The 19,824-nt window shown below is 71.6% G+C and carries 20 protein-coding genes and 1 pseudogene; 11 read left to right on the forward strand and 10 right to left on the reverse strand.

Going from position 1 to position 19,824, the window contains the following annotated elements:
- Positions 1-133 precede the first annotated feature (133 nt).
- Positions 134-1,102: a diacylglycerol/lipid kinase family protein gene (locus BFF76_RS00945; protein WP_065846760.1), complete on the reverse strand. Its 969-nt coding sequence runs from the start codon at positions 1,100-1,102 to the stop codon at positions 134-136.
- Positions 1,103-1,251: 149 nt separating this feature from the next.
- Between BFF76_RS00945 and BFF76_RS00950 the strand changes: the two genes are divergently transcribed.
- Complete coding sequence (locus BFF76_RS00950; RefSeq protein ID WP_208604801.1) at positions 1,252-1,701, forward strand: hypothetical protein; 450 nt, start codon at positions 1,252-1,254, stop codon at positions 1,699-1,701.
- Between the two features lie 32 nt (positions 1,702-1,733).
- On the opposite strand, the gene BFF76_RS00955 is transcribed toward BFF76_RS00950, so the two are convergent.
- The 3 genes from BFF76_RS00955 to BFF76_RS00965 form a co-directional block, all read right to left on the reverse strand.
- Positions 1,734-2,696 (reverse strand): RNA polymerase sigma factor SigF, encoded by a 963-nt coding sequence (locus BFF76_RS00955; RefSeq protein WP_420877196.1) that lies wholly within the window; start codon positions 2,694-2,696, stop codon positions 1,734-1,736.
- Positions 2,693-3,106 (reverse strand): ATP-binding protein, encoded by a 414-nt coding sequence (locus BFF76_RS00960; protein WP_014154139.1) that lies wholly within the window; start codon positions 3,104-3,106, stop codon positions 2,693-2,695. Before BFF76_RS00960 ends, BFF76_RS00955 begins: the two co-directional genes overlap by 4 nt.
- Positions 3,107-3,336: 230 nt before the next feature.
- A complete protein-coding gene (locus BFF76_RS00965; protein ID WP_031091329.1) occupies positions 3,337-3,597 on the reverse strand; it encodes a UBP-type zinc finger domain-containing protein in 261 nt (86 codons plus the stop codon).
- Positions 3,598-3,632: 35 nt separating this feature from the next.
- Here BFF76_RS00965 and BFF76_RS00970 point away from each other — a divergent pair, with 35 nt between their 5' ends.
- Positions 3,633-5,234 carry a Na+/H+ antiporter gene (locus tag BFF76_RS00970; protein WP_065846707.1) on the forward strand — a complete coding sequence of 534 codons (1,602 nt, stop codon included), beginning with the start codon at positions 3,633-3,635 and terminating at the stop codon, positions 5,232-5,234.
- Here the strand turns inward: BFF76_RS00970 and BFF76_RS00975 are convergent.
- From BFF76_RS00975 to BFF76_RS00995, 5 genes and pseudogenes are all read right to left on the reverse strand, one after another.
- On the reverse strand, positions 5,210-6,142 hold the full coding sequence (locus tag BFF76_RS00975) for a 1-aminocyclopropane-1-carboxylate deaminase/D-cysteine desulfhydrase (RefSeq protein WP_065846709.1): 933 nt from the start codon (positions 6,140-6,142) through the stop codon (positions 5,210-5,212). The two genes, BFF76_RS00970 and BFF76_RS00975, sit on opposite strands and share 25 nt — an antisense overlap.
- A 29-nt stretch (positions 6,143-6,171) precedes the next feature.
- Positions 6,172-6,762 (reverse strand): N-acetylmuramoyl-L-alanine amidase, encoded by a 591-nt coding sequence (locus BFF76_RS00980; protein WP_053930457.1) that lies wholly within the window; start codon positions 6,760-6,762, stop codon positions 6,172-6,174.
- Between the two features lie 142 nt (positions 6,763-6,904).
- Positions 6,905-8,101 carry a globin domain-containing protein gene (locus BFF76_RS00985; protein WP_053930458.1) on the reverse strand — a complete coding sequence of 399 codons (1,197 nt, stop codon included), beginning with the start codon at positions 8,099-8,101 and terminating at the stop codon, positions 6,905-6,907.
- A gap of 133 nt (positions 8,102-8,234) precedes the next feature.
- Positions 8,235-8,687: an RrF2 family transcriptional regulator gene (locus BFF76_RS00990; RefSeq protein WP_031091337.1), complete on the reverse strand. Its 453-nt coding sequence runs from the start codon at positions 8,685-8,687 to the stop codon at positions 8,235-8,237.
- Between the two features lie 312 nt (positions 8,688-8,999).
- Positions 9,000-10,011, reverse strand: a pseudogene (locus BFF76_RS00995) (questin oxidase family protein).
- A gap of 248 nt (positions 10,012-10,259) precedes the next feature.
- On the opposite strand from BFF76_RS00995, the gene BFF76_RS01000 reads away from it, so the two are divergent.
- The 4 genes from BFF76_RS01000 (at position 10,260) to BFF76_RS01015 (ending at position 14,232) form a co-directional block, all read left to right on the forward strand.
- Positions 10,260-11,663, forward strand: a complete 1,404-nt coding sequence (locus tag BFF76_RS01000) for a family 2B encapsulin nanocompartment shell protein (protein WP_053930459.1) — start codon at positions 10,260-10,262, stop codon at positions 11,661-11,663.
- Positions 11,664-11,758: 95 nt separating this feature from the next.
- Positions 11,759-12,802: a family 2 encapsulin nanocompartment cargo protein polyprenyl transferase gene (locus tag BFF76_RS01005; protein ID WP_199831580.1), complete on the forward strand. Its 1,044-nt coding sequence runs from the start codon at positions 11,759-11,761 to the stop codon at positions 12,800-12,802.
- 92 nt (positions 12,803-12,894) lie between these two features.
- The gene (locus BFF76_RS01010; protein WP_031091345.1) at positions 12,895-13,488 is read left to right on the forward strand and encodes a GNAT family N-acetyltransferase; all 594 of its coding nucleotides are present in this window, start codon (positions 12,895-12,897) and stop codon (positions 13,486-13,488) included.
- A gap of 75 nt (positions 13,489-13,563) precedes the next feature.
- On the forward strand, positions 13,564-14,232 hold the full coding sequence (locus tag BFF76_RS01015) for a DUF6304 family protein (RefSeq protein ID WP_065846711.1): 669 nt from the start codon (positions 13,564-13,566) through the stop codon (positions 14,230-14,232).
- A 99-nt stretch (positions 14,233-14,331) separates the two neighbouring features.
- On the opposite strand, the gene snpA is transcribed toward BFF76_RS01015, so the two are convergent.
- On the reverse strand, positions 14,332-15,003 hold the full coding sequence (snpA, locus tag BFF76_RS01020) for a snapalysin (protein ID WP_031091349.1): 672 nt from the start codon (positions 15,001-15,003) through the stop codon (positions 14,332-14,334).
- Between the two features lie 254 nt (positions 15,004-15,257).
- Here snpA and BFF76_RS01025 point away from each other — a divergent pair, with 254 nt between their 5' ends.
- The 5 genes from BFF76_RS01025 (at position 15,258) to BFF76_RS01045 (ending at position 19,793) form a co-directional block, all read left to right on the forward strand.
- Positions 15,258-16,211 (forward strand): LysR family transcriptional regulator, encoded by a 954-nt coding sequence (locus BFF76_RS01025; RefSeq protein ID WP_053930461.1) that lies wholly within the window; start codon positions 15,258-15,260, stop codon positions 16,209-16,211.
- A gap of 73 nt (positions 16,212-16,284) precedes the next feature.
- Entirely contained in the window at positions 16,285-17,289 is a 1,005-nt protein-coding gene (locus BFF76_RS01030; protein ID WP_244167200.1) for an NAD-dependent epimerase/dehydratase family protein, read from the forward strand.
- 9 nt (positions 17,290-17,298) lie between these two features.
- Positions 17,299-17,652 (forward strand): DUF952 domain-containing protein, encoded by a 354-nt coding sequence (locus tag BFF76_RS01035; protein WP_065846713.1) that lies wholly within the window; start codon positions 17,299-17,301, stop codon positions 17,650-17,652.
- The gene (locus BFF76_RS01040; protein WP_031091357.1) at positions 17,649-18,530 is read left to right on the forward strand and encodes an SDR family oxidoreductase; all 882 of its coding nucleotides are present in this window, start codon (positions 17,649-17,651) and stop codon (positions 18,528-18,530) included. The genes BFF76_RS01035 and BFF76_RS01040 overlap by 4 nt, the downstream gene beginning before the upstream one ends.
- A 276-nt stretch (positions 18,531-18,806) precedes the next feature.
- Positions 18,807-19,793: a peptidoglycan-binding protein gene (locus tag BFF76_RS01045; protein WP_065846715.1), complete on the forward strand. Its 987-nt coding sequence runs from the start codon at positions 18,807-18,809 to the stop codon at positions 19,791-19,793.
- Positions 19,794-19,824 lie beyond the last annotated feature (31 nt).

The raw sequence follows: 19,824 nt of genomic DNA on the forward strand, positions 1-19,824 counted from the left end.
AACCTCGGCGGCGGATACAACCCCTTCTGGAAAGTTTTTTTTGATTCCTCGGTGTCGACTAGGTCACAGCCGTACTTCTAAGGGGTGGGGGCCAGCCCAAACGTTCGAGTCAAAGGACTTTGGCCCCTTCCACTCACACAATCACACGCAGTGCACGGCGTACGCCTGTGAACGTCACGCTCGTACGCAGTCCCAGGTGGTCACCGTCCATCTGGAAGGGCAGTGGAGCCTTTGAATGCAAGGTGAAGTCCGTGAGGTCGTGCATGGATACGGCGTGCTTGCCGTGTGGGCCCTTCTCGGGGCTCGAGGTGAGCAACTGAGTGGCGTACCGGGTCACGGCGGGGGTGGAGAGACGCTTCAGGCCGAGGATGTCCAGGGCGCTGTCGAAGGAGGCCTTCGGCGAGGCGTATATCGGACGATTCCCCAGGTAGGTCCAGGGGGCGGTGTTGCAGATTATCGACAGTGCGAGGTCGGTGACCGGGTCCCGGCCGGGGACCTCGAGGGTGATCTGGCCGGCGCGCCGGTGCGGCTCCTCCAGGAACTGCCGGAGCACCTGGCGCACGTACAGCGCATGGGTGGACCGCTTGCCCCGCTCGCGTTTCTGTTCGACCCGGCCGATGACACCCGCGTCGAAACCGAGTCCCGCGCAGAAGGTGAACCATCGCCCGGGGACGGCCTCGTCCGCCGTGCCCGGGGTGCCGGCGGCCAGGCCGAGCCCCACCGTGCGCTCGCTGCGGTCGGCGAGGGCGTCCAGGATGGCGCCCGTCGCCTCCACGGCGTCGTTGGGGATGCCGAGGGCACGGGCGAACACGTTGGTGGAACCGCCGGGCACCACGGCCAGGCTCGGCAGGTTCTCGGGGTCCGGTCCTTTGTGCAGCAGCCCGTTGACCACTTCGTTCACGGTGCCGTCGCCGCCCAGGGCGACCACCAGGTCCACGTCGTCGGAATCGGCGGCCCTACGCCCCAGGTCCCGGGCGTGGCCGCGGTACTCCGTGGTCACGGCCTCGATCTTCATCTCGCTCGCGAGGGCGTGGATCAGTACGTCACGGGTCCGCGCACTGGTAGTGGTGGCAGCTGGGTTGACCACGAGAAGTGCGCGCATGCCCGCCAGGGTACCCACCGCGCCGTACCGCCCTGAAGTCACGATCCACCGGGCTCACATCCGGTCACGCAGCGTGACGGCCCTTCCGTGGTGTGCGCGTCCCGGCCCCGGCTTCGCTTTCGGCGGTCCGGGATGCGAATCTGAGAGGCGTGAGCACTCAGCAGAACGCGCCCTCCCCGTCACCTTCGGCCGGCCCGGAGAAGCCGGGCCGGATCGCCGCCCTGGCCGCACTCAACGCGCTCGAAGGCGCGGCGCTCGTCGTCGGCGGGATCTACATGCTGGCCGTCGGGCTCCTCGGGCGGCCCGACAGCATCCAGCAGGCCGAGATGGGCGGGCTCACTCTGGTGGCACTCGGTCTGATTCCGCTCTTCGCCGCGCGTGGGCTGCTGCTGCGGCGCAGCTGGAGCCGCGGCCCCGCGCTCATCACCCAGCTCATGGCGCTGCCCGTGGCCTGGACGCTGCTGCGGGCCCAGGGCGCCCTGATCCCCGCGGGCATCGTCCTCGCCGCGGTCGCCGTCACGGGGCTCGTGCTCGTGCTCAACCCCGCGACCACGCGGGCGCTGGGCATCCGGGGGCCGCGGACGACCCCCGACGCCTGATCCGTCGTAGTTCCCCTGCTCCCGCGGGCCGGCTACTCCTCGACGAGCAGTCGCTCGCGCAGCTGGGCGAGCGTCCGCGCGAGGAGACGGGAGACGTGCATCTGGGAGATGCCGACCTCCTGGGCGATCTGCGACTGGGTCATGTTGCCGAAGAAACGCAACAGCAGAATCCGCTTCTCACGCGGCGGGAGGTCCTCCAGCAGAGGCTTGAGCGACTCGCGGTACTCGACGCCCTCCAGTGCCTCGTCCTCGGAGCCCAGCGTGTCCGCGACCGCCGGTGACTCGTCGTCCGTGTCCGGGACGTCCAGCGAGAGCGTGCTGTAGGCGTTGGCCGATTCCAGCCCCTCCAGGACCTCCTCCTCGGAGATCCCCAGGCGCTCGGCCAGCTCGTGCACGGTCGGGGAGCGGCCGTGCTGCTGGGAGAGCTCGGCGGTGGCCGTGGTCAGCGACAGCCGCAGCTCCTGGAGCCGCCGCGGCACCCGCACCGCCCAGCCCTTGTCCCGGAAGTGGCGCTTGATCTCGCCGACGACCGTGGGGGTCGCGTACGTCGAGAACTCGACGCCGCGGTCCGGGTCGAACCGGTCCACCGACTTGATCAGGCCGATCGTGGCGACCTGGGTCAGATCGTCCAGGGGCTCGCCCCTGTTGCGGAATCTGCGGGCCAGGTGTTCCACGAGCGGCAGGTGCATCCGCACCAGCCGGTTGCGCAGCTCGGCCTTCTCCACGGAGCCGTCGGGAAGTGCCCGGAGCTCGATGAAGAGCGCCCGCGCCCCGCTGCGGTCCCGTGGATCGTGGTGCCCGTGCTCGCTCATCTGGACCGCCCGCTCCGCCTGCGGCTGCTCCGCCGCGACCGGACGGCCCTGTGTTCCGTCCGCACCGTTCGCCTCGCCCTCCGGATGCGGCCGGGCCTGCTGTTCCGGGAGGGCTGCCGGGCGTACCGCTTCCGACCGGATCGTCTCGTCACGCACAGGACCGTCCCCGTTCCCGTCGCTCACGCCGGCCCGGGTCCCGCGCCGCGCTGTTTGTACAGGCTGATGCTGACCGTACGGTCGTCGGCGACCGTGGAGTCGACCTTGCCGGCCAGTGCGGAGAGCACCGTCCAGGCGAAGGTGTCGCGCTCAGGGGCGCGGCCGTCCGTCGTGGGTGCCGAGACGGTCACCTCGAGGGAATCCCCGACGAGCCGGAAGACGCAGCTGAGGACGGAGCCGGGCACGGCCTGCTGGAGCAGGATCGCGCAGGCCTCGTCGACCGCGATGCGAAGATCCTCGATCTCGTCGAGAGTGAAGTCCAAGCGGGCTGCGAGGCCGGCCGTGGCCGTACGCAGCACCGACAGGTAGGCACCCGCAGCGGGCAGCCGGACCTCTACGAAGTCCTGGTTCCCGGGCTCGCCTGCGATCTGGGACACCCTCACCTCCAAGGTGGCACAAACTCGTTCGAGGCTCCGGGACGAGTGCCCGGGGCCGTATGGTCCGTCGTCGGTTCTGTGGTCAGGCGACGCTGTCGCCACCCATGATGCCGTGTCGCCGGGACCGCAGCCTTGCGATTACTCATCGTATGCACATGGGTACGCACAGTGGCTAGGGGTCTGCGGCGGTCAATTGCGAAGAACCGGCGCCGGTTTGACGTACCCAGGCGTCAGACGATCGAACCGTCCACGAAGCACCAGCGCCAGCTCTCCGACGAGTCGAAACTGCGCATCACGGGATGGCCGGTCGCCTCGAAGTGCGCCGAAGCGTGCTTCAGGGGCGAGGAATCACAGCAGCCGACATGCCCGCAGACCAGGCACAGCCGCAGTTGCACGGGATGGGTGCCGGCGGCCAGACACTCCGGACAGGTGTCGCTGAGCGGGGCGGGCTCGGGGCGCGGCAGTTCCGATACGTGGGGGCACTCACTCATGATGGCCACGTTACGTCGGATGTGAGGACAGCGAGATGGACGCATTGCCGCTGGTGGCGCTCATCGCGGTGAGCGCGGTGGTCGCCGGGGCCGCCCGCCGGACACCGGTGCCCGCACCGCTGCTGCTGGTCGCGGCCGGACTGCTGGCCTCGTACCTGCCCGGAGTGCCCAGCTACACCCTGGACGCGCACATCGTGCTGCCCCTGCTGCTGCCGCCGCTGCTGTACACGGCGGCGGTCGACAGCTCGTACCTGGATCTGCGGGCCAACCTGCGGCCGGTCGCGCTGCTCTCCGTCGGGTACGTGCTCTTCGCGACGATCGCGGTGGGCTGGCTCGCCTACCTGCTGGTGCCGGACCTGCCGCTCACCGCCGCGCTGGTGCTCGGCGCCGTCATCGCACCGCCGGACGCCGTCACCGCCGCGGCGGTCGCCCGCCGGGTCGGCCTGCCCGCCCGGCTCACCACGATCCTCCAGGGGGAGTCCCTGGTGAACGACGCCACCGCCATCACCGCCTTCAAGGTGGTGCTCGCCGCGGCGGTCGGCGAGGGCATGAGCTGGGGCGAGGGGATCGGCGAGTTCCTGCTGGCGTCGGTCGGCGGAGTCGCCGTCGGCCTGCTGCTGATGGTTCCGCTGCACTGGCTGCGCACCCACCTCAAGGAGGCGCTGCTGCAGAACACCCTGTCGCTGCTGATCCCCTTCGTGGCCTACGCGGCCGCGGAACGGGTGCACGCCTCCGGGGTGCTCGCCGTGGTCATCGTCGCGCTCTACCTGGGGCACCGCTCCTGGCAGGTCGACTTCGCGACCCGGCTCCAGGAGGCGGCGGTATGGAAGATGGTCGCGTTCGTCCTGGAGTCCGCGGTCTTCGCGCTGATCGGGCTGCAGCTGCCCTTCGTCCTCCGGGAGCTGGGCGCGTACAGCGTGACCGAGGCGCTCCAGTACGCGGTCCTCGTGTTCGTCGCCGTGGTGGTCGTGCGCTTCGTCTGGGTGTACCCCGCGAGCTACCTGCCGCTGTGGCTGTCCCGGCGCATCCGGGAGCGCGAGGGGCCGCTGCCCTGGACATCGCCCCTGATCATCGGCTGGGCCGGCATGAGGGGCGTCGTCTCCCTCGCCATCGCCTTCTCCATCCCCCTGCTCACGCACGAGGGGGAGGACTTCCCCGCGCGCAGCCTGGTGCTGTTCCTGACCTTCACGACCGTCATCGGGACGCTCGTCGTCCAGGGACTCAGCCTGCCCCTCCTGGTGCGCGTCCTGAAGCTCCCGGGACGCGACGTACGCGCCGAGACGCTGGCCGAGGCGCAGGCGCAGAGCGAGGCGTCGGCGGCCGCGGACGAGCGGCTGGACGGGCTGCTTGCCGACCCGGTCAACGCGCTGCCCGATCCCCTGACCCAACGGCTGCGCGCCGTGATGGAACGCCGCCGCAACGCCGTCTGGGAACGGCTCGGGGCGGCGAACCCGGTGACCGGGGAGTCGGCGGACGACACCTACCGGCGGCTGGCGAGGGAGATGATCGCCGCCGAGCGCGAGGTCTTCGTACGCCTCAGGGACGAACGGAGGATCGACGACGAGATGCTGCGTGCCCTGCTGCGCCGGCTGGACCTGGAGGAGGCCGCCGCCTACCGGGAGTCGGACGGCGGCTGACCGTCGCCCGGCGTCCGGGGCCGTCCGGTCACGACCGCGGTGACCGTGTGCCCCGGAGCGAAAGCGCCCTCTCCCGCGAGCACGGTCAGCCCGTACAGGAGTTTGGCCACGTAGAGCCGTTCGACGGGCAGACCGTGACGGTCCTCGAAGTCGTCGGCGAAGGCGTGCAGCTCGGGTGTCGTGCGGGCGTAGCCGCCGAAGTGGAAGCGGTCGTCCAGGGCCCACTGTCCGGCCGGGGCACCGAACGCCTCCTGCTGCAGATCACGCACCGCCGCTCCCAGGAAGCCGCCGCGCAGGACGGGGACACCGAGGGCGCGCTGCCGGGGGCCGAGCCCGGCGGCCAGGCCCGCGAGGGTGCCGCCGGTGCCGCAGGCGACCGCCACGGTGCCGGCCGGGCCGCGCAGTTCGCGGCCGAGCTCTGTGCAGCCCTGTGCCGCGAGCGCGTTGCTGCCGCCCTCCGGGATGACCGCGCACTCCCCGAAGAGGCTCAGCAGGCCTTCCAGGACCGCGGGAGAGGTCTTCGCGCGGTAGGTCGCGCGGTCCACGAAGTGCAGCCGCATGCCGTCGGCCGCGCATTGTGCGAGGGAGGGGTTCAGCGGCCGGTGGGCAAGCTCGTCGCCCCGTACGACGCCGACGGTGGGGAAACCCAGCAGCCGTCCGGCTGCGGCGGTGGCCCGGAGGTGGTTCGAGTAGGCCCCGCCGAAGGTCAGTACGGTGCGGCCGGCGGCGGCCCGGAGATTGGGTGCGAGTTTGCGCCACTTGTTGCCCGGCAGGTCCGGGTGGATCAGATCGTCCCGCTTGAGCAGCAGCGTCACGCCGTGCCGTGCGAAGCGCTCGTCCTCGGCCGGCTGCAGGGGTGAGGGCAGCACCGGCCGCAGCCGGGAGAGACCGAGCGCTTCGTCGTACATGCCTTCATTGTGTGCCGCCCCGTGCCGCCCTACTTCAGCCGGTCGTGGATCCGGTTGCGCATGCCCGTCATCGAGAAGCCGCGCGGATCGACCTTGCCGGGCTGCCACTCCCGGTGTCCGATGACCGATGGGGCGTCCCAGCCGTGGAAGCGGCAGAGCGCCGCCGCCGCCTTCTCGACGGCCTCGAGCTGGACGGCGGGCCAGGGGTCCTCGCCGTCGCCGAGGTTCTCGCACTCGAAGCCGTAGAAGTGCCGGTTCCCGTCGGTGTTGGACTCGTTGTCCGACGGCAGTCGCTTCTCGGCGACCACGGCGCGCAGGACGTCGTCGTCGCCGAGGCCGGCGTGGTTGGCGCGGCCGTAGCCGACGAGATGGACCCGCCCGTCCTTGGCGATCACGCCGTGGCAGAGCGGGCCCGGCAGCCCCGGGTGTCCGTCGCGGCAGATCTCGACGGTGCGGGCCGTGCCCTTCGTGACGGTGTGGTGGAGCATCACACCGTGCACCGGCCCCCAGGGGCCCTTGTGATTGCGGTTGTGCGTACGCCAGTCGCCCACCTGGACGACGGTGAGTCCCTCGTTCTTCAGGGCCTTGAGGAAGTTGCTCGCTGACATGGGTGAGGACATGTCCGACTCCTTTTCCGGCGGGGGAGCGTGTCCGTACAGCGCTCTTACCGGAACGCAAGGCTCCGGCAAACCTGTTCGGGCGCTGTTTGCACCTTGTGCGATTTGATCCGGACAGTCCGCGCGTGCCCTCGTGCGGGTGTGCTCAGCCCTGGGCGAGCCAGAGGTCGGGACCGAACACCTCGTAGTGGATGTCGGCCGCCGCGACCCCCTTGTCCAGCAGCTGGGCACGGACGGCGCGCATGAAGGGGAGCGGACCGCAGAGATAGGCGTGGGTGCCCGGGGCGACCGGAACACCGCTCAGGTCGACCGTGCCGGTGAGCTCCGCCGGGTGGCCGGGCTCCGGGTTCTCGTACCAGAAGTGGGCGACGGCGTCGGGAAGCTTGCCGGTGAGCGCCGCGTGGTCCGTGCGCAGCGCGTGGTCGGCGGGCGACCGGTCGCCGTGGACCACGACGACGGGGGAACGGTGCTCCTTCTCCGCCAGGTGCTCCAGCATCGACAGGATCGGAGTGCAGCCGATCCCGGCCGAGGCGAGGAGCAGCGGTACGTCGGAGCCGTCGAGAACCAGGTCGCCGTACGGCGCGGAGACACGCAGCCGGTCGCCCGGGTGCAGTCGCGCGTGCAGCTGCGCGGAGACCTCGCCCTCCGGACCGACGCCGGCCCGTACCCGCTTGACCGCGAAGGTTCGCTCGTCGACGCCGGGTGCCCCGGTGAGGCTGTACTGGCGTATCTGCCGGGCGCCGTCGGGGAGTTCCACCTGGACGGAGACGTACTGGCCCGGCCGGAAGGCGGGGGCGGGCGCGCCGTCGGAGGGGGTGATCCGGAAGGTGGCCACGTCAGGGGTGTCCTCGATGCGGGAGGCCACCGTCCATTCGCGCCACACGTCCCCCGCCGTCACGCCCTGCTGCGCGTAGAGCCGTTCCTCGATCGCGATCAGGGCGTTGGCCATCAGCCAGTAGACCTCGTCCCAGGCCGCGGCCACCTCGGGAGTGACGGCGTCGCCGAGTACCTCTGCGATCGCGGCGAAGAGGTGTGTGTGCACGATCTCGTACTGCGGGGCGGTGATGCCCAGTGAGGCGTGCTTGTTCGCGATGCGGCCCAGCATCACGTCGGGCCGGGTGTCCGGGTGTTCGACGAGCTGGGTGGCGAAGGCCGCGATGGATCCGGCGAGCGCCTGACGCTGTGTTCCGGAAGCCTGGTTGCCCCGGTTGAACAGGTCCCGGAGCAGCTCGGGGTGAGCGTCGAACAGCTTCCGGTAGAAGAGGTCCGCGATGTCCCCGATGGCCGCCCCCACGGCGGGGAGCGTGGCTCGGACGGTGGCGGTCGACGTCTCGGAGAGCATCGGGTGACTCCTGGGGTGTGAGCCGGCCGTGTCCGCGGCCGGGCAGCTAATTGGTATATGGAATGCGTATTTTTGGGCAGTGCGATCCACCCCTGTGCGCAGCAGGCGTTCGGGGGCGGGGTGTGTGGCCGGATCAGGCCGGCGCGGGGCGGCCGCGACTGATGCCGAGCAGCAGCGGGCCGGTGGGGGAGGAGGTGAGATCGCTTACGGTGAGCGGGTCGAGCGAGGCGTGGAAGGCCTCTTCCGCCCGGCGTAGCGCGGAGCGGAGCCGGCAGGCGGAACGCAGGGGGCACGGGGTGCTGCCCTCGCATTCGACGACCTCGCCCGGCCCTTCCAGCTCCCTCACCAGGGAGCCGATCGAGGCCGACCGGCCGGCGGTCGTGAGGGAGAGACCCCCGCCCCGGCCCCGCCGTGCGTCGACCAGGCCGAGGTGCTGGAGGCGGGCGACGACCTTGGCCGCATGGGTGTAGGGCACCTGCATGGTGGCCGCCACCTCGCGGGTGGTCGGCGGGTCCTCGCCCTCGGCCGTGACGGCCAGGCGCATCAGTACCCGGAGCGCCACATCGGTGAATCGCGTCAGCCGCATGGCGGTAGCGTAGATAAGTTGCATAGGAGATGCAACTTAGGGCGCTGGCTGTACGTGCGAGGGGGCGCGCCGTCATGGGGGTGCGGTCCCGTGACGCATGCGGGGCGCGCGGGAGCAGGAGAGGCGGCCGGCGGCCATGCCGAAGCCGAACGCAGCTGACGGGATACCGGCGAGCAAGGTCATCACCGACCCGGACAGGCTGGGCCGTTACGCGCACGACGAGGCGGAGTGGACCCCGGCGGGCCCGCCCCTTGCCGTCGTACGGCCCCAGGACAAGGTCGCCTCGGGTGCCCCCTGCTGCACCGAACGGCCCTACCGCAGCGGTTCGCTGAGCTCGACGGCGCGCAGAGCCGCCGCGAGCGCCTGCTCGTCGCCGACGTCCAGGGCCGTGTCGGTCAGCTTGACGACGTGTTCGTCACCGTGTGCCAGGGCCCGTTCGAAGACCTCCTCGGGCGTCACCGTGCCCGGTGGGGCGTAACGCACCGGGGCGGCCGGTGCGTACATGGCGGTCACAGCCGCGGACGCCGTCCATGCCGCCTGGAGGCTCGGAACCCACAGGGGCCGCGGGAGAGCGGGAAGGGTTCGCAGGACGGCGTTGGGCGCCGTGGCCGCGTGGACCAGCATCGTCGCGTCGCCGTGGCCGTGGGTGGCGTACCGGTGAGTGGCCGCCGTGACCAGTTCGGTGAGCCGTCGGTGTGCCTCGGCCGGGTTTGTGACCGTCGCGGCCCAGACCGGCAGGCTCCTGATCCGGCCGAGCCGGGTGGGGAAGCCGCCCTCCCGCCCGGCGACGGGCGGCACCGCGTCGAGTGCCGCCGCAGCACTGTCGGCACCGGGTACGGGGGCAAGAATCCGCACGGGGTGGTGGCGGGCCGCCCAGTATCCGAGGCCGTGGGCCAGCTCGGTCAGGCGCGGCCCGGTGCTCTCGTCCGCCAGGAGCGTGCGTACGGCGTGGCCCACACGGATGACCGGATGCGTCGATCCGCCGTACATGCCGGGCAGGAGGCGGGGCCACCACCGGGTGAGCACCTCGCGCCAGGTCCGGTCGGCGAGCTCGCGTCCGAAGTAGGCGATCCAGCCGGCGGCTCGGCGCGGATCGCCCAGTGCGGAGGGTCCAGTTGGCGTCCGTGACCGTCTCGACGAACGCCGGGAACTCCTCGAGTCTCGACGCGTACAGGTCGAGCCAGCGGTGCACGGCCGCCGCCCGGCCGTTGGCGGCGAGGGCCTCGACCGCCATCGGCGCGTGGTTGGTGAGCCGCCCGAGCCGCTCGGGGCCGCTGAGGTGCAGCCGCTGGAGTGCCTCGTCGAGAGTGCCTGTCGTATCCATGGCGAGAACGCCAGGAGGCCGTCCGCGGCGGCGTAACGGGCATACGGCCGAGGTGGTGTCGGGCCGGAGTCCTGGACGTGTCGTCCCGCCGAGTTGCTGATGCAGCTCGGGGCGGTCGGCTGCCTAGCGCGGGCGAACGTGCCCCGACTCAAGCCCGATTAGTCACACTCTTTTGTGTAATAGCGCGCGGTGTCCTCCGGCTGCGAGTCTTCTTCTCGCAGGTCAGCCCATGATCGAGAGGATGTCGGATGTCCGTTGGTGAAGAGGTTCGCGACACGCAGCCGCCGCAGCAGAGTCTCGGCACAGCGGCTGCGCGGAACCTCGCGACGACGACCAAGTCCGCCCCGCAGATGCAGGAGATCACCTCGCGGTGGCTGCTGCGCATGCTGCCGTGGGTGCAGGTGCAGGGCGGCACGTACAGGGTGAACCGCCGGCTGAGCTATTCGGTCGGCGACGGCAGGGTGACTTTCGTCCAGACGGGCGACCGGGTCACGGTCATCCCCGCCGAGCTCGGTGAACTTCCCGCCCTGCGCGACTTCGGCGACGAGGAGGTACTGGCCGAGCTGGCGCGCAGGTGTGAACAGCGCGACGTCGCGGCCGGGGAGGTGCTCGTCGCGTCGGGGGAAGCGGCGGACCGGGTGCATCTGCTGGCCCACGGCAAGGTCGAGAAGATCGGCAGCGGGCCGTACGGCGACGAGACGGTGCTCGGGGTCCTGGCCGACGGCGCCTACTTCGGCGACCACGTCCTGGTCGACGGCGACGCCACCTGGGAGTACACGGCCCGTGCGGTGACCGCCTGCACGCTTCTGACCTTGCGCCGGTCCGATGTCCTGAACCTCGCTGCCCGCGCGGACTCGCTCCGCGACCATCTCGCCGGGCTGCTCGCCATCCCGCACCAGCGCACCAACAAGTACGGCGAGGCGGAGATCGACCTTTCGGCGGGACACGTGGGGGAGAGCGTCGTCCCGCACACCTTCGTCGACTACGAGTCGGCGCCCCGCGAGTACGAACTGAGCGTCGCCCAGACGGTGCTGAAGGTCCACAGCCGGGTGGCCGACCTCTACAACCAGCCGATGAACCAGACCGAGCAGCAGTTGCGGCTCACGGTCGAGGCGCTGCGTGAGCGCCAGGAGCACGAGCTCATCAACAACCGGGAGTTCGGGCTGCTCAACAACTGCGACTACGGGCAGCGGCTCCAGCCCCACGACGGGGCGCCCGGCCCCGACGACATGGACGAACTCCTGTCGCGGAGGCGCGGATCGAAGCTGTTCCTCGCCCATCCGCGCGCCATCGCCGCGTTCGGCCGGGAGTGCAACAGGCGGGGCCTGGTGCCGGAGAGCGTCGAGGTCGGGGGGCATCACGTGCCTGCCTGGCGGGGGGTGCCGATCTTCCCGTGCAACAAGATCCCGGTCACCGACGCCCGTACCACATCGATCATCTGCATGAGGACCGGCGAGGCCGATCAGGGCGTCATCGGGCTCCAGCAGAGCGGCATCCCGGACGAGATCGAGCCGAGTCTCTCGGTCCGCTTCATGGGCATCGACGAGCAGGCGATCATCTCGTACCTCGTGACGGCCTACTACTCCGCCGCCGTCCTCGTGCCCGACGCCCTCGGCGTCCTGGAGAACGTGGAGGTGAGCCGCTGGCGGTGACGCTCCCCGGGGGCCGGGCGGCAGCCGCCCGGCCCCCGGCAGGCCGCCGCGACCAAGGTGCCCCCCCGGGGTGCCCGGAAGGAGTGACCATGACCATGACCAGTACGGATACCGAGATGGAGGGGCACAAGGCCGCCGTGCTCCTGGAGCACACCCGCAACGCCGTCGACCCGCACCTGCGGGCAGCCGTCGAAACGCTGCCGGGGGCGATACGCCGGGTCGCCATGTACCACTTCGGCTGGCAGAACGCCGACGGTACGCCCGCCTCCGGGCAGGCCGGCAAGGCCATGAGGCCCGCGCTCGTCCTGGCCGCCGCCCGTGCGCTGGGAGGGGATGCCCAGGCAGCGATGCGGGCGGCCGTCGCAGTGGAGCTCGCGCACAACTTCACCCTGCTCCACGACGACGTCATCGACGAGGACACCACCCGGCGGCACCGGCCCACGGCCTGGGCGCTGTTCGGTGTGCCGGACGCCGTCATCACAGGTGACGCCCTGCTCGCCCTCGCTCTGCGGCTGTTGGCGAACGACCCGCACCCGGCATCCGGACAGGCCGCGACGCGGCTTTCGACCTGCGTGATCGAACTCTGTGCGGGACAGCAGGCCGACTGCGCCCTGGAGGAGCGCGGCCCCGACGACGTCACGCTGGACGAGTGCCTGGCCATGGCCATGGCCAAGACGGGCGCACTGCTGGGCTGCGCCTGCGCTCTGGGGGCGCTGTACGCCGGAGCGGGGGAACGGGAGGTCGACGCCATGGACGGCTTCGGCCGGGAGGCGGGTCTCGCCTTCCAGCTCATCGACGACCTGATCGGCATCTGGGGGGACACGGCCCGCACGGGCAAACCGGTCGGGGCGGACCTGACCGCCCACAAGAAGTCCCTGCCGGTGGTGGCGGCACTCACGTCGGACGCCCCCGCCGCCGCCGAGCTCGCCGCCCTCTACCGGGGTGCCATGAACACACCGGCGGAGGTGCGGAGCGCCGCCGACGCCGTCGACCGGGCCGGTGGCCGGGACTGGGCCCAGATCGCCGCGGCGGACCGGATGGCCCGTGCCGTCCACCACCTGTCCCGTGCACTGCCGGCGCCCGCCGACGCCGGAGAACTGCTGGCCCTCGCCGAGTTCGTCACGCGCAGAACGCACTGACCGGGCCGCCCGTGACCGGCTTCGAGGGCCAACTCTAGGATTCCGTGCGTCGGTTGGGACCACCATCACGGACGAAGAGGACGGGGCCGGTCATGGGTGTGCGCGTACGGCAGGCGGACGAGCGGGACAGGGATCAGGTCGTACGGATCCTTGAACAGGCCTTCCACGACGACCCGGTGAGCAGCTGGGTCTTCCCCGACGAGGAGCACCGGCGGGCGGTGCACGGGAAGTTCCTCGGGGTCTTCGCCGACGTCACGCTGGAAGGAGGCCGGATCGACCTGCTGGAGGACGGGACGGCCACGGCTCTCTGGCTCTCCGTGCCGGCGGGCGCGCCGGAGGACGACGACACCCCCGCGCTCATGCGGGAGACCGCGGATCCCGACAACGAGAGGGCCGAGCTGGTGGGGAGGCTCACGGGTGCCGTACACCCCCATCACCGCGCGCACGAGTACCTGTTGATGATCGGCGTCTCTCCTGAGCGCCAGGGGGACGGTATAGGTGAAGCGCTGATGAGGGGGGTCCTGGAGCGATGCGACCGGGAGGGGACCCCCGCCTATCTGGAGGCGAGCAGCGCGCGCAGCCGCGGTCTCTACGAACGGCTCGGGTTCACCTTCACGGGGCGGACCGTCGACCTTCCCGGGGGCCCGTCGATGTGGCCCATGTGGCGTGAACCCCAGGACGGATGACCGGGATCGGGCACCGGAGGTGCGGAAGGGGGTGCCACGGGGAGGGCCCGGGGGCACGGGCTACAGTCCCTGCTCATGACAGATGAGTCGTGGGCAGGCTGGTACCGGGACCGTCAGGGTTCCGAGGCCGTCATTCTCACCACGGACGGACAGCAGCTCCGTATCCGCGTCCGGGGCACGGACTTCGAGGGCGAGAGCTTCGACGCTCTGGGTCCCGTCTCGGGTACGCCTCTCCAGGAGGGGCTGTTCGACCTGGTGGACGGCGTGCTCGACGACTGCGTCCTGGAGTGGGACCTCCCGCTCCCGGTCCTCGTGGCCGGGACGGTCCGCCAGGCCACGCTCAGCTGCCTGCTGTCCCTGCGCAGGACGGACCCGGATCTGTATCTCGCCCTCCATCTGGACGGGGCGGTGTACGAGTCGAACCGCGCCGAGGGCGACTTCGCCGCGGCGCTGGCGACGGTCCAGCGGATCATGCCGCAGGACATGCATCTGCAGACGTGCATAGCCTGCGCCTTGTCCGACTACTTCCCGGCCCCGGCCCGCGGTCTGTCCGGCGGGCTCGCCTGCTTCCGCGGCGCGAAGGACGCGTACCGCGATGCGTCGGGTGGGGGCGACGTCGCGGACCTCTGGGACCGGCGTACCGGATTCGTCCAGGAGATATGGAGCTGCCGGGAGTTCGAACCGCGCCCGGCACACGGGGCCGGCACGGGCCATCGGGGCGCCTTCCCGCTCGAACTCGCCTGAGCCCCGCCCGGGCGGTCCGGACCGGCCCCAGGCCCCGGACGTGCCCGTGGGGCCGCCCCGCTGTCGCGGAACGGCCCCTGCGCCGGTGGCGCCGTGCTGTCAGGACGCGGTGCGGGCGAGGGCAGCCGCGAGGCCGTTCTGCCAGAGGCTGTTCACCCGCGAGCGCTCGGTCGCGTTCGGAGTCGCGTTCGTGCAGGACGTGCCGGGGCCACCACCCGACATGAGCTCGCTGCACGGACCGGTGTAGTGGTCCGGCAGCCCCAGCACATGCCCGGTCTCATGAGCCGTGACCCGGGTCGAGTTGTACTGCTGGTTCTGGGCGTAGTCGAGGAAGATGTAGCCGCTGCCGTGCCCGTTCGTGCTCGCGTACGAACCCCGGGAGTCGTTGCCCTCGCGGTAGGTGAAGTCGGGGTTCGACCCCTCCTGCAGCTTGACGTTGCTGACCGAGCTGTTCCAGATGCTCGTGCTGCTGGCTATCTGGCTGCGGAAGCTCGGGGCGTTGGTGGTGCTGTAGATCACGGTGACGGCTGCGGCGCCCGGGTTCGCGGCCCGCTTCTCGGCGACCGATTTCATGACGGCGTCGAAGAACGCCTTGTTCGCGGCGGCGTTCTCGCTCGAACCGGCGTACGCGGCGTACCCGGCCTGCGCCGAGGCCACGCCGGCCGTGGGCACGGGAGCCGGAGCGGCGGCGACCGCGGGGGTGGTGCCCAGCGCGGCGGCGAGTCCGAGACCAGCAACGGCCGACATGACAGCTGTCCTGAAGTGCCTCATGGGGGGTGTCTCCTACCTGTCCGATGAACCCCGTCCGGAGGCGGACGGGGAACGGGTGGGGGGTACGGAGAGAGTGTCGGGGCAGCCGGGCCCGCGGCGGATGATGTCAACCGGCGATAGCGCCGCCCTATCGCCCGGACAGGAAGCACACAGGATCACCACGTGCCGGTCGCCCCGACACCCCCTGAATCGGCCCGGTTGGTGGGGGTTGGGACATCTGGTGTCCACGTACGAACAGTCATACGCTCGCCGTCATGGAGCTCGAGGTGAGACACCTCAGGGCGCTCTGCGCCATCGCCGACACGGGCAGCCTTCACCAGGCGGCACGGCGGCTGGGCGTCAGCCAGCCCTCCTTGACGACCCAGCTCCAGCGGATCGAGAAGACCATGGGCGCTGAGCTGTTCCGCCGGGAGCGGACGGGCTGCCTGCCGACGCTCCTGGGGCGTGCCGTCCTCAGCCGCGCCCGTCCCCTGGTGGACGGCATGTCCGCTCTGGTCGGCGCCGCGACGGCGGAGGCCGAGGCCGCCCGGGCCGGTGGCCCCTGCCTGCGGATCGGCTCCACCGGGAGCCGCGTCATCGGCGGCTGGCTGCGCGGACTGCGGGTGAGGCTGCCCGGCACGGACATCTCGCTCCGGGTGGATGTGTCGGCCCGGGCGCTGCTGGGCGCGGTGGCGGCCGGCCGGCTCGACGTGGCCTTCGTGCACGAGGTGGAGGGGTGCCCGCTCGCCGTTCCGGACGGACTGAACCAGCGCGTACTCCTCGAACGCGAACCGCAGTTCATCTCGCTGGCCAGCGACCACCCCGCGGCCGGACAGCCGGTCGTGGACCTCGACGACCTGGCGGGGGACCGGTGGATGGTCGACCCCTCGGTGGACGGTGAGTGGGACGGGGTGCGCCGGGTCCTCGGCGCCGCGGGTCTCGATCCGCCCGTCCTGCACGGCGACTACCTCACGGCGGCTTCCCTCGTCGTGCTCGGTGAGGCGGTCGCCCCCTGCCAGCCGACCACGGTTCCCCGTGAGGACATGGCGATCCGCCCTCTGCGCGGTGACCCCCTGGCGGTGCGGCTGCTGCTGGTCTCGCGGCCGGGTGCGGACACGGACGCCGTGTACGAGGAACTGGAGGCGGCCTACCGCGACGCGGCTCGGCGGGCCGAGGAGTACCACCGGTGGCTGCTGCGTCATCGCAGCCCCCTGGCCCACACGGCCTGAGGCGGAAAGTTCCCCGTTCTGCCGACAGCGAGGTCCGGTTCCCAACACCTGCTGCGCCGGGCACGATCACCGTATGAAGCTCTTGATGCTCGGCGGTACGGAATTCGTCGGACGCGCGGTCACCGACGCCGCTCTCGGGCGGGGCTGGGAGGTCACCGTCTTCCACCGGGGCCGCCACGCCGCCCCTGCCGGAGTCCGGACGCTGACCGGCGACCGGACGACGGGCGGGGCGGGGCTCGCCGCGCTGGCCGACGGCACCTGGGACCTGGTGGTCGACACATGGAGCGGCGCACCCTCGGCCGTCCGGGACGCCGCCCGGCTCCTGTCGGGCAGAGCGGGACACTTCAGCTATGTCTCCAGCAGGTCGGTGTACGCCTATCCCACCCCCGCGGGGCTCGCGGAGGACGGGCCACTGGTGGCCGGCGCCTCCCCGGACGCCGGAGCGGACACCCCGTACGCCGAGGCCAAGCGCGGCGGGGAGCTCGCGGCGCTCGACGCCTTCGGCGACCGTGCCCTGCTGGCGCGGGCCGGGCTGATCCTCGGCCCGGGGGAGAACATCGGCCGTCTGCCGTGGTGGCTGGGCCGGACGGCCAGGGGCGGGCCCGTCATCGCGCCGGGGCCGGCGGATGCCGCGCTCCAGTACATCGACGCGCGTGACCTGGCGGACTGGCTCCTCGACGCGGCGTCGAACGGACTGGCAGGCGCGTACAACACCGTGAGTCACCCGGGGCACACGACCATGGGCGAGTTTCTGGAAGCCTGCGTCCAGGTGACCGGTTCCCGCGCCCAACTGCGCTGGACCGAACCCGAAGTGCTCCTCGCGGCAGGCGTCGAGCCATGGACCGACCTGCCGGTCTGGCTGCCCGCCGGAGAGCTCTACGACACCCTGCACATGGGTGATGTCGCCAAGGCGCACGCAGCCGGTCTGCGCTGCAGACCGGTCGGCGACACCGTCGCCGACACCTGGGCCTGGCTGCGCGAACGGGGAGGGACCGCCCCGCAGCGGCCGGACCGGCCCTCGGTCGGTCTCGACGCGCAGACCGAGGCGAAGCTCCTCGGCGCGCCCGAAAGCCCTTAGCGTGGCCCGATGACCGAACAGTTGCTGCACCTCACGGAAGAGCCCCTGTGGGAGGCCGCCCGCAGAGCCGGGACGTACGAGATGTCCACCCGTGGCCGCACCCTGCGGGAGGAGGGGTTCATCCACTGCTCGCTGCCCCATCAGCTCCCGGCTGTGGCACGGGCGTTGTACGGGTCCGACGACGAGGGCCTGGTGGTCCTGGTCATCGACCCCGGCCGTCTCCCGGCACCCGTCCGGTACGAGGCCATGGAGCCCGGTGGCGAGGAGTTCCCGCACATCTACGGGCCGCTGCCGGCGAGTGCCGTCGTCGAAGTGCGCTCCTGGGCCAGGCACATGGCACAGGAGGAGGGCGAGGCGGGATGATCAGCTCTCTCGTAGCGGTGACGGGCGCCGGCGGGGCGGTCGGCGGCCGGGTGGCCGCACGGCTGGCCCGGACCGGCGTGCCCGTGCGTCTCCTGGGCCGGAACCCCTCCCGGCTGCCCCGGCTGCCCGGCGCGGTCGCCGCTCCAGCCGCCGCGTACGGCGACGGCGAGGCGATGCGCCGCGCGCTCGACGGTGCGCACACCCTGTTCCTCGTCTCGGCGCACGAGAGTCCGGACCGGGTTCTGGAGCACACCACGGCGGTGGACGCGGCCCTCGCCGCGGGCGTCGAGCGCATCGTGTACGTGTCGTTCCTCGGTGCGGCTCCGGACGCGACGTTCACGTTCGCGCGCGACCACTGGCACACCGAGGCGCACCTGAGGATGACCGGCGCGCGCCACACCTTCCTCCGCGACAGCTGGTATCTCGCGGCGATCCCCGCGATGACCGGGCCCGACGGGACCCTGCGCGGTCCCGGTGGCGAGGGACGGGTCTCGGCCGTTTCCCACGAGGACATCGCGGACGCGGCGTCAGCCGTCCTGCTGGACGAGGGAACCGTCCACGACGGCGCGACGTACGACCTCACGGGGCCCGAAGCGTTCACCCTGGCCGAGGCGGCCGAAGAGCTGAGCCGGTGCACCGGCCGCACGATCCGGTACGTGCCCGAGACCAGGGAGGAGGCCTACGCCTCCCGCGCCCACTACGGGGCCCCGGAGTGGGAAGTAGCCGGCTGGGTCACGTCGTACGAGGCGATCGCGGCCGGTGAGCTGGACACCGTCTCCGATGCCGTCCCCACGCTCACCGGCCACCCGGCCCGGGGCCTGGCCACCTTCCTCCAGGAGAACCCGGAGAGCTGTCGGCACCTCCTCCCGGGAGCCTGAGCGGGCCCACCGGCCCCGCCACTGGGCCCGCCCAGGGCCCCTGGGCCCATGACCGCAGCCCGGCCGACTGTCTCCAGGAGGACCCCGACAGCCAGGCCGTCTCCGGGAGCCTGAGCGGGCCCACCGGTCGCGGCGGCTGGGCCCGCTCAGGGCCCCCGGGCCCATGACCGGGCAGACCTCGCTTCCGTAGCGTCGAAGCGGGCGGCTTTCGGCGTGCAATCCCCAAAGCTGCCCTCGGCAACACGTGCCCGATTCAGCAGCCCTGAGGGAGCGAAAATGTGCGATTCCTGCGCAACAGCGGCCGAGGCGACGACGGCGGACGGGACGGAGCGGGGCGGCGGCCTGTCCCGCCGCGGCCTGATGGCCGGGCTGGGGCTCGGCTTCGGCCTTGCCGCGGTGGGTCTGCCGACCGGAGCGACGACGGCCTCTGCGGCGACGGCTTCGGCGAAGAACGGCAAGTGGGCCAATCCGGCCCTGGGCCGCTTCCCCGCCGGCGGTCACTACGGTGCGCCCAGAGGCGGTGCCGCGCACGCGGGTCAGGACGTCTCGAACTCGACGGGCACCGGGGTGTACGCGGCGGCGGCCGGCACGGTCGTCCGCCGTTCGTGGGGAGGCGGGCTCACCGGCCGGACCGGCAACGCCCTGGTCCTTTCGCACGGCGGCGGCCAGTACACCTACTACGGCCATCTCAGCGCCTACCGGGTCGCGCTCAATGCCACGGTCGCCGCCGGTCAGCGCATCGGCGACATGGGAGCCACCGGCAATGTGACGGGGCCCCACCTGCACTTCGAGACACACTCCGGAGGGCTCGGCGTCACGGTCGCCCCCGTCGCCTTCCTGGCCGCCCGGGGTGTGGACCTGGGTGGCGGCTGGCCCAGGATCGACCCCGGAGCGAGCGGCGCGACGGTCGTCGTGACGCAGCAGCTGATGACGCAGCGCGGCTACGGTCTGGTCGCCGACGGGCAGTACGGCACGGTGTCGTCCGACGCCGTCAAGCGCTTCCAGAATGCCAAGGGCCTGGTGGCCGACGGTCAGGTGGGCCCGGCGACCTGGCCGCATCTCGTCTACACGCTGCGTCAGGGCAGCGGCGGCTCTCATGTCCGGGCGCTGCAGACCGCGTTGAACAGGCGTAGTGCAGGCCTGGCTGTCGACGGTACGTTCGGAGCGGTCACGACGACCGCCGTGCGCACGTACCAGGGCGTCAACCGGCTGGTCGTCGACGGCGAGGCGGGCCCGGTGACCTGGCAGGCGCTAGTCGGCTGACGACCGGTTCCCGGGCCGTGGGGCTACGTCG

The organism is Streptomyces mutomycini, from assembly GCF_001700505.1.
In the GTDB taxonomy this organism is placed as follows: domain Bacteria; phylum Actinomycetota; class Actinomycetes; order Streptomycetales; family Streptomycetaceae; genus Streptomyces; species Streptomyces mutomycini.

Coding starts and splice junctions, on each gene's coding strand:
- BFF76_RS00945 (WP_065846760.1), bottom strand. CDS start 1,102: ATGCGCGCACTTCTCGTGGTCAACCCAGCTGCCACCACTACCAGTGCG.
- BFF76_RS00965 (WP_031091329.1), bottom strand. CDS start 3,597: ATGAGTGAGTGCCCCCACGTATCGGAACTGCCGCGCCCCGAGCCCGCC.
- BFF76_RS00970 (WP_065846707.1), top strand. CDS start 3,633: ATGGACGCATTGCCGCTGGTGGCGCTCATCGCGGTGAGCGCGGTGGTC.
- BFF76_RS00975 (WP_065846709.1), bottom strand. CDS start 6,142: ATGTACGACGAAGCGCTCGGTCTCTCCCGGCTGCGGCCGGTGCTGCCC.
- BFF76_RS00980 (WP_053930457.1), bottom strand. CDS start 6,762: ATGTCCTCACCCATGTCAGCGAGCAACTTCCTCAAGGCCCTGAAGAAC.
- BFF76_RS00985 (WP_053930458.1), bottom strand. CDS start 8,101: ATGCTCTCCGAGACGTCGACCGCCACCGTCCGAGCCACGCTCCCCGCC.
- BFF76_RS00990 (WP_031091337.1), bottom strand. CDS start 8,687: ATGCGGCTGACGCGATTCACCGATGTGGCGCTCCGGGTACTGATGCGC.
- BFF76_RS01000 (WP_053930459.1), top strand. CDS start 10,260: ATGTCCGTTGGTGAAGAGGTTCGCGACACGCAGCCGCCGCAGCAGAGT.
- BFF76_RS01005 (WP_199831580.1), top strand. CDS start 11,759: ATGACCAGTACGGATACCGAGATGGAGGGGCACAAGGCCGCCGTGCTC.
- BFF76_RS01010 (WP_031091345.1), top strand. CDS start 12,895: ATGGGTGTGCGCGTACGGCAGGCGGACGAGCGGGACAGGGATCAGGTC.
- BFF76_RS01015 (WP_065846711.1), top strand. CDS start 13,564: ATGACAGATGAGTCGTGGGCAGGCTGGTACCGGGACCGTCAGGGTTCC.
- snpA (WP_031091349.1), bottom strand. CDS start 15,003: ATGAGGCACTTCAGGACAGCTGTCATGTCGGCCGTTGCTGGTCTCGGA.
- BFF76_RS01025 (WP_053930461.1), top strand. CDS start 15,258: ATGGAGCTCGAGGTGAGACACCTCAGGGCGCTCTGCGCCATCGCCGAC.
- BFF76_RS01030 (WP_244167200.1), top strand. CDS start 16,285: ATGAAGCTCTTGATGCTCGGCGGTACGGAATTCGTCGGACGCGCGGTC.
- BFF76_RS01035 (WP_065846713.1), top strand. CDS start 17,299: ATGACCGAACAGTTGCTGCACCTCACGGAAGAGCCCCTGTGGGAGGCC.
- BFF76_RS01040 (WP_031091357.1), top strand. CDS start 17,649: ATGATCAGCTCTCTCGTAGCGGTGACGGGCGCCGGCGGGGCGGTCGGC.
- BFF76_RS01045 (WP_065846715.1), top strand. CDS start 18,807: ATGTGCGATTCCTGCGCAACAGCGGCCGAGGCGACGACGGCGGACGGG.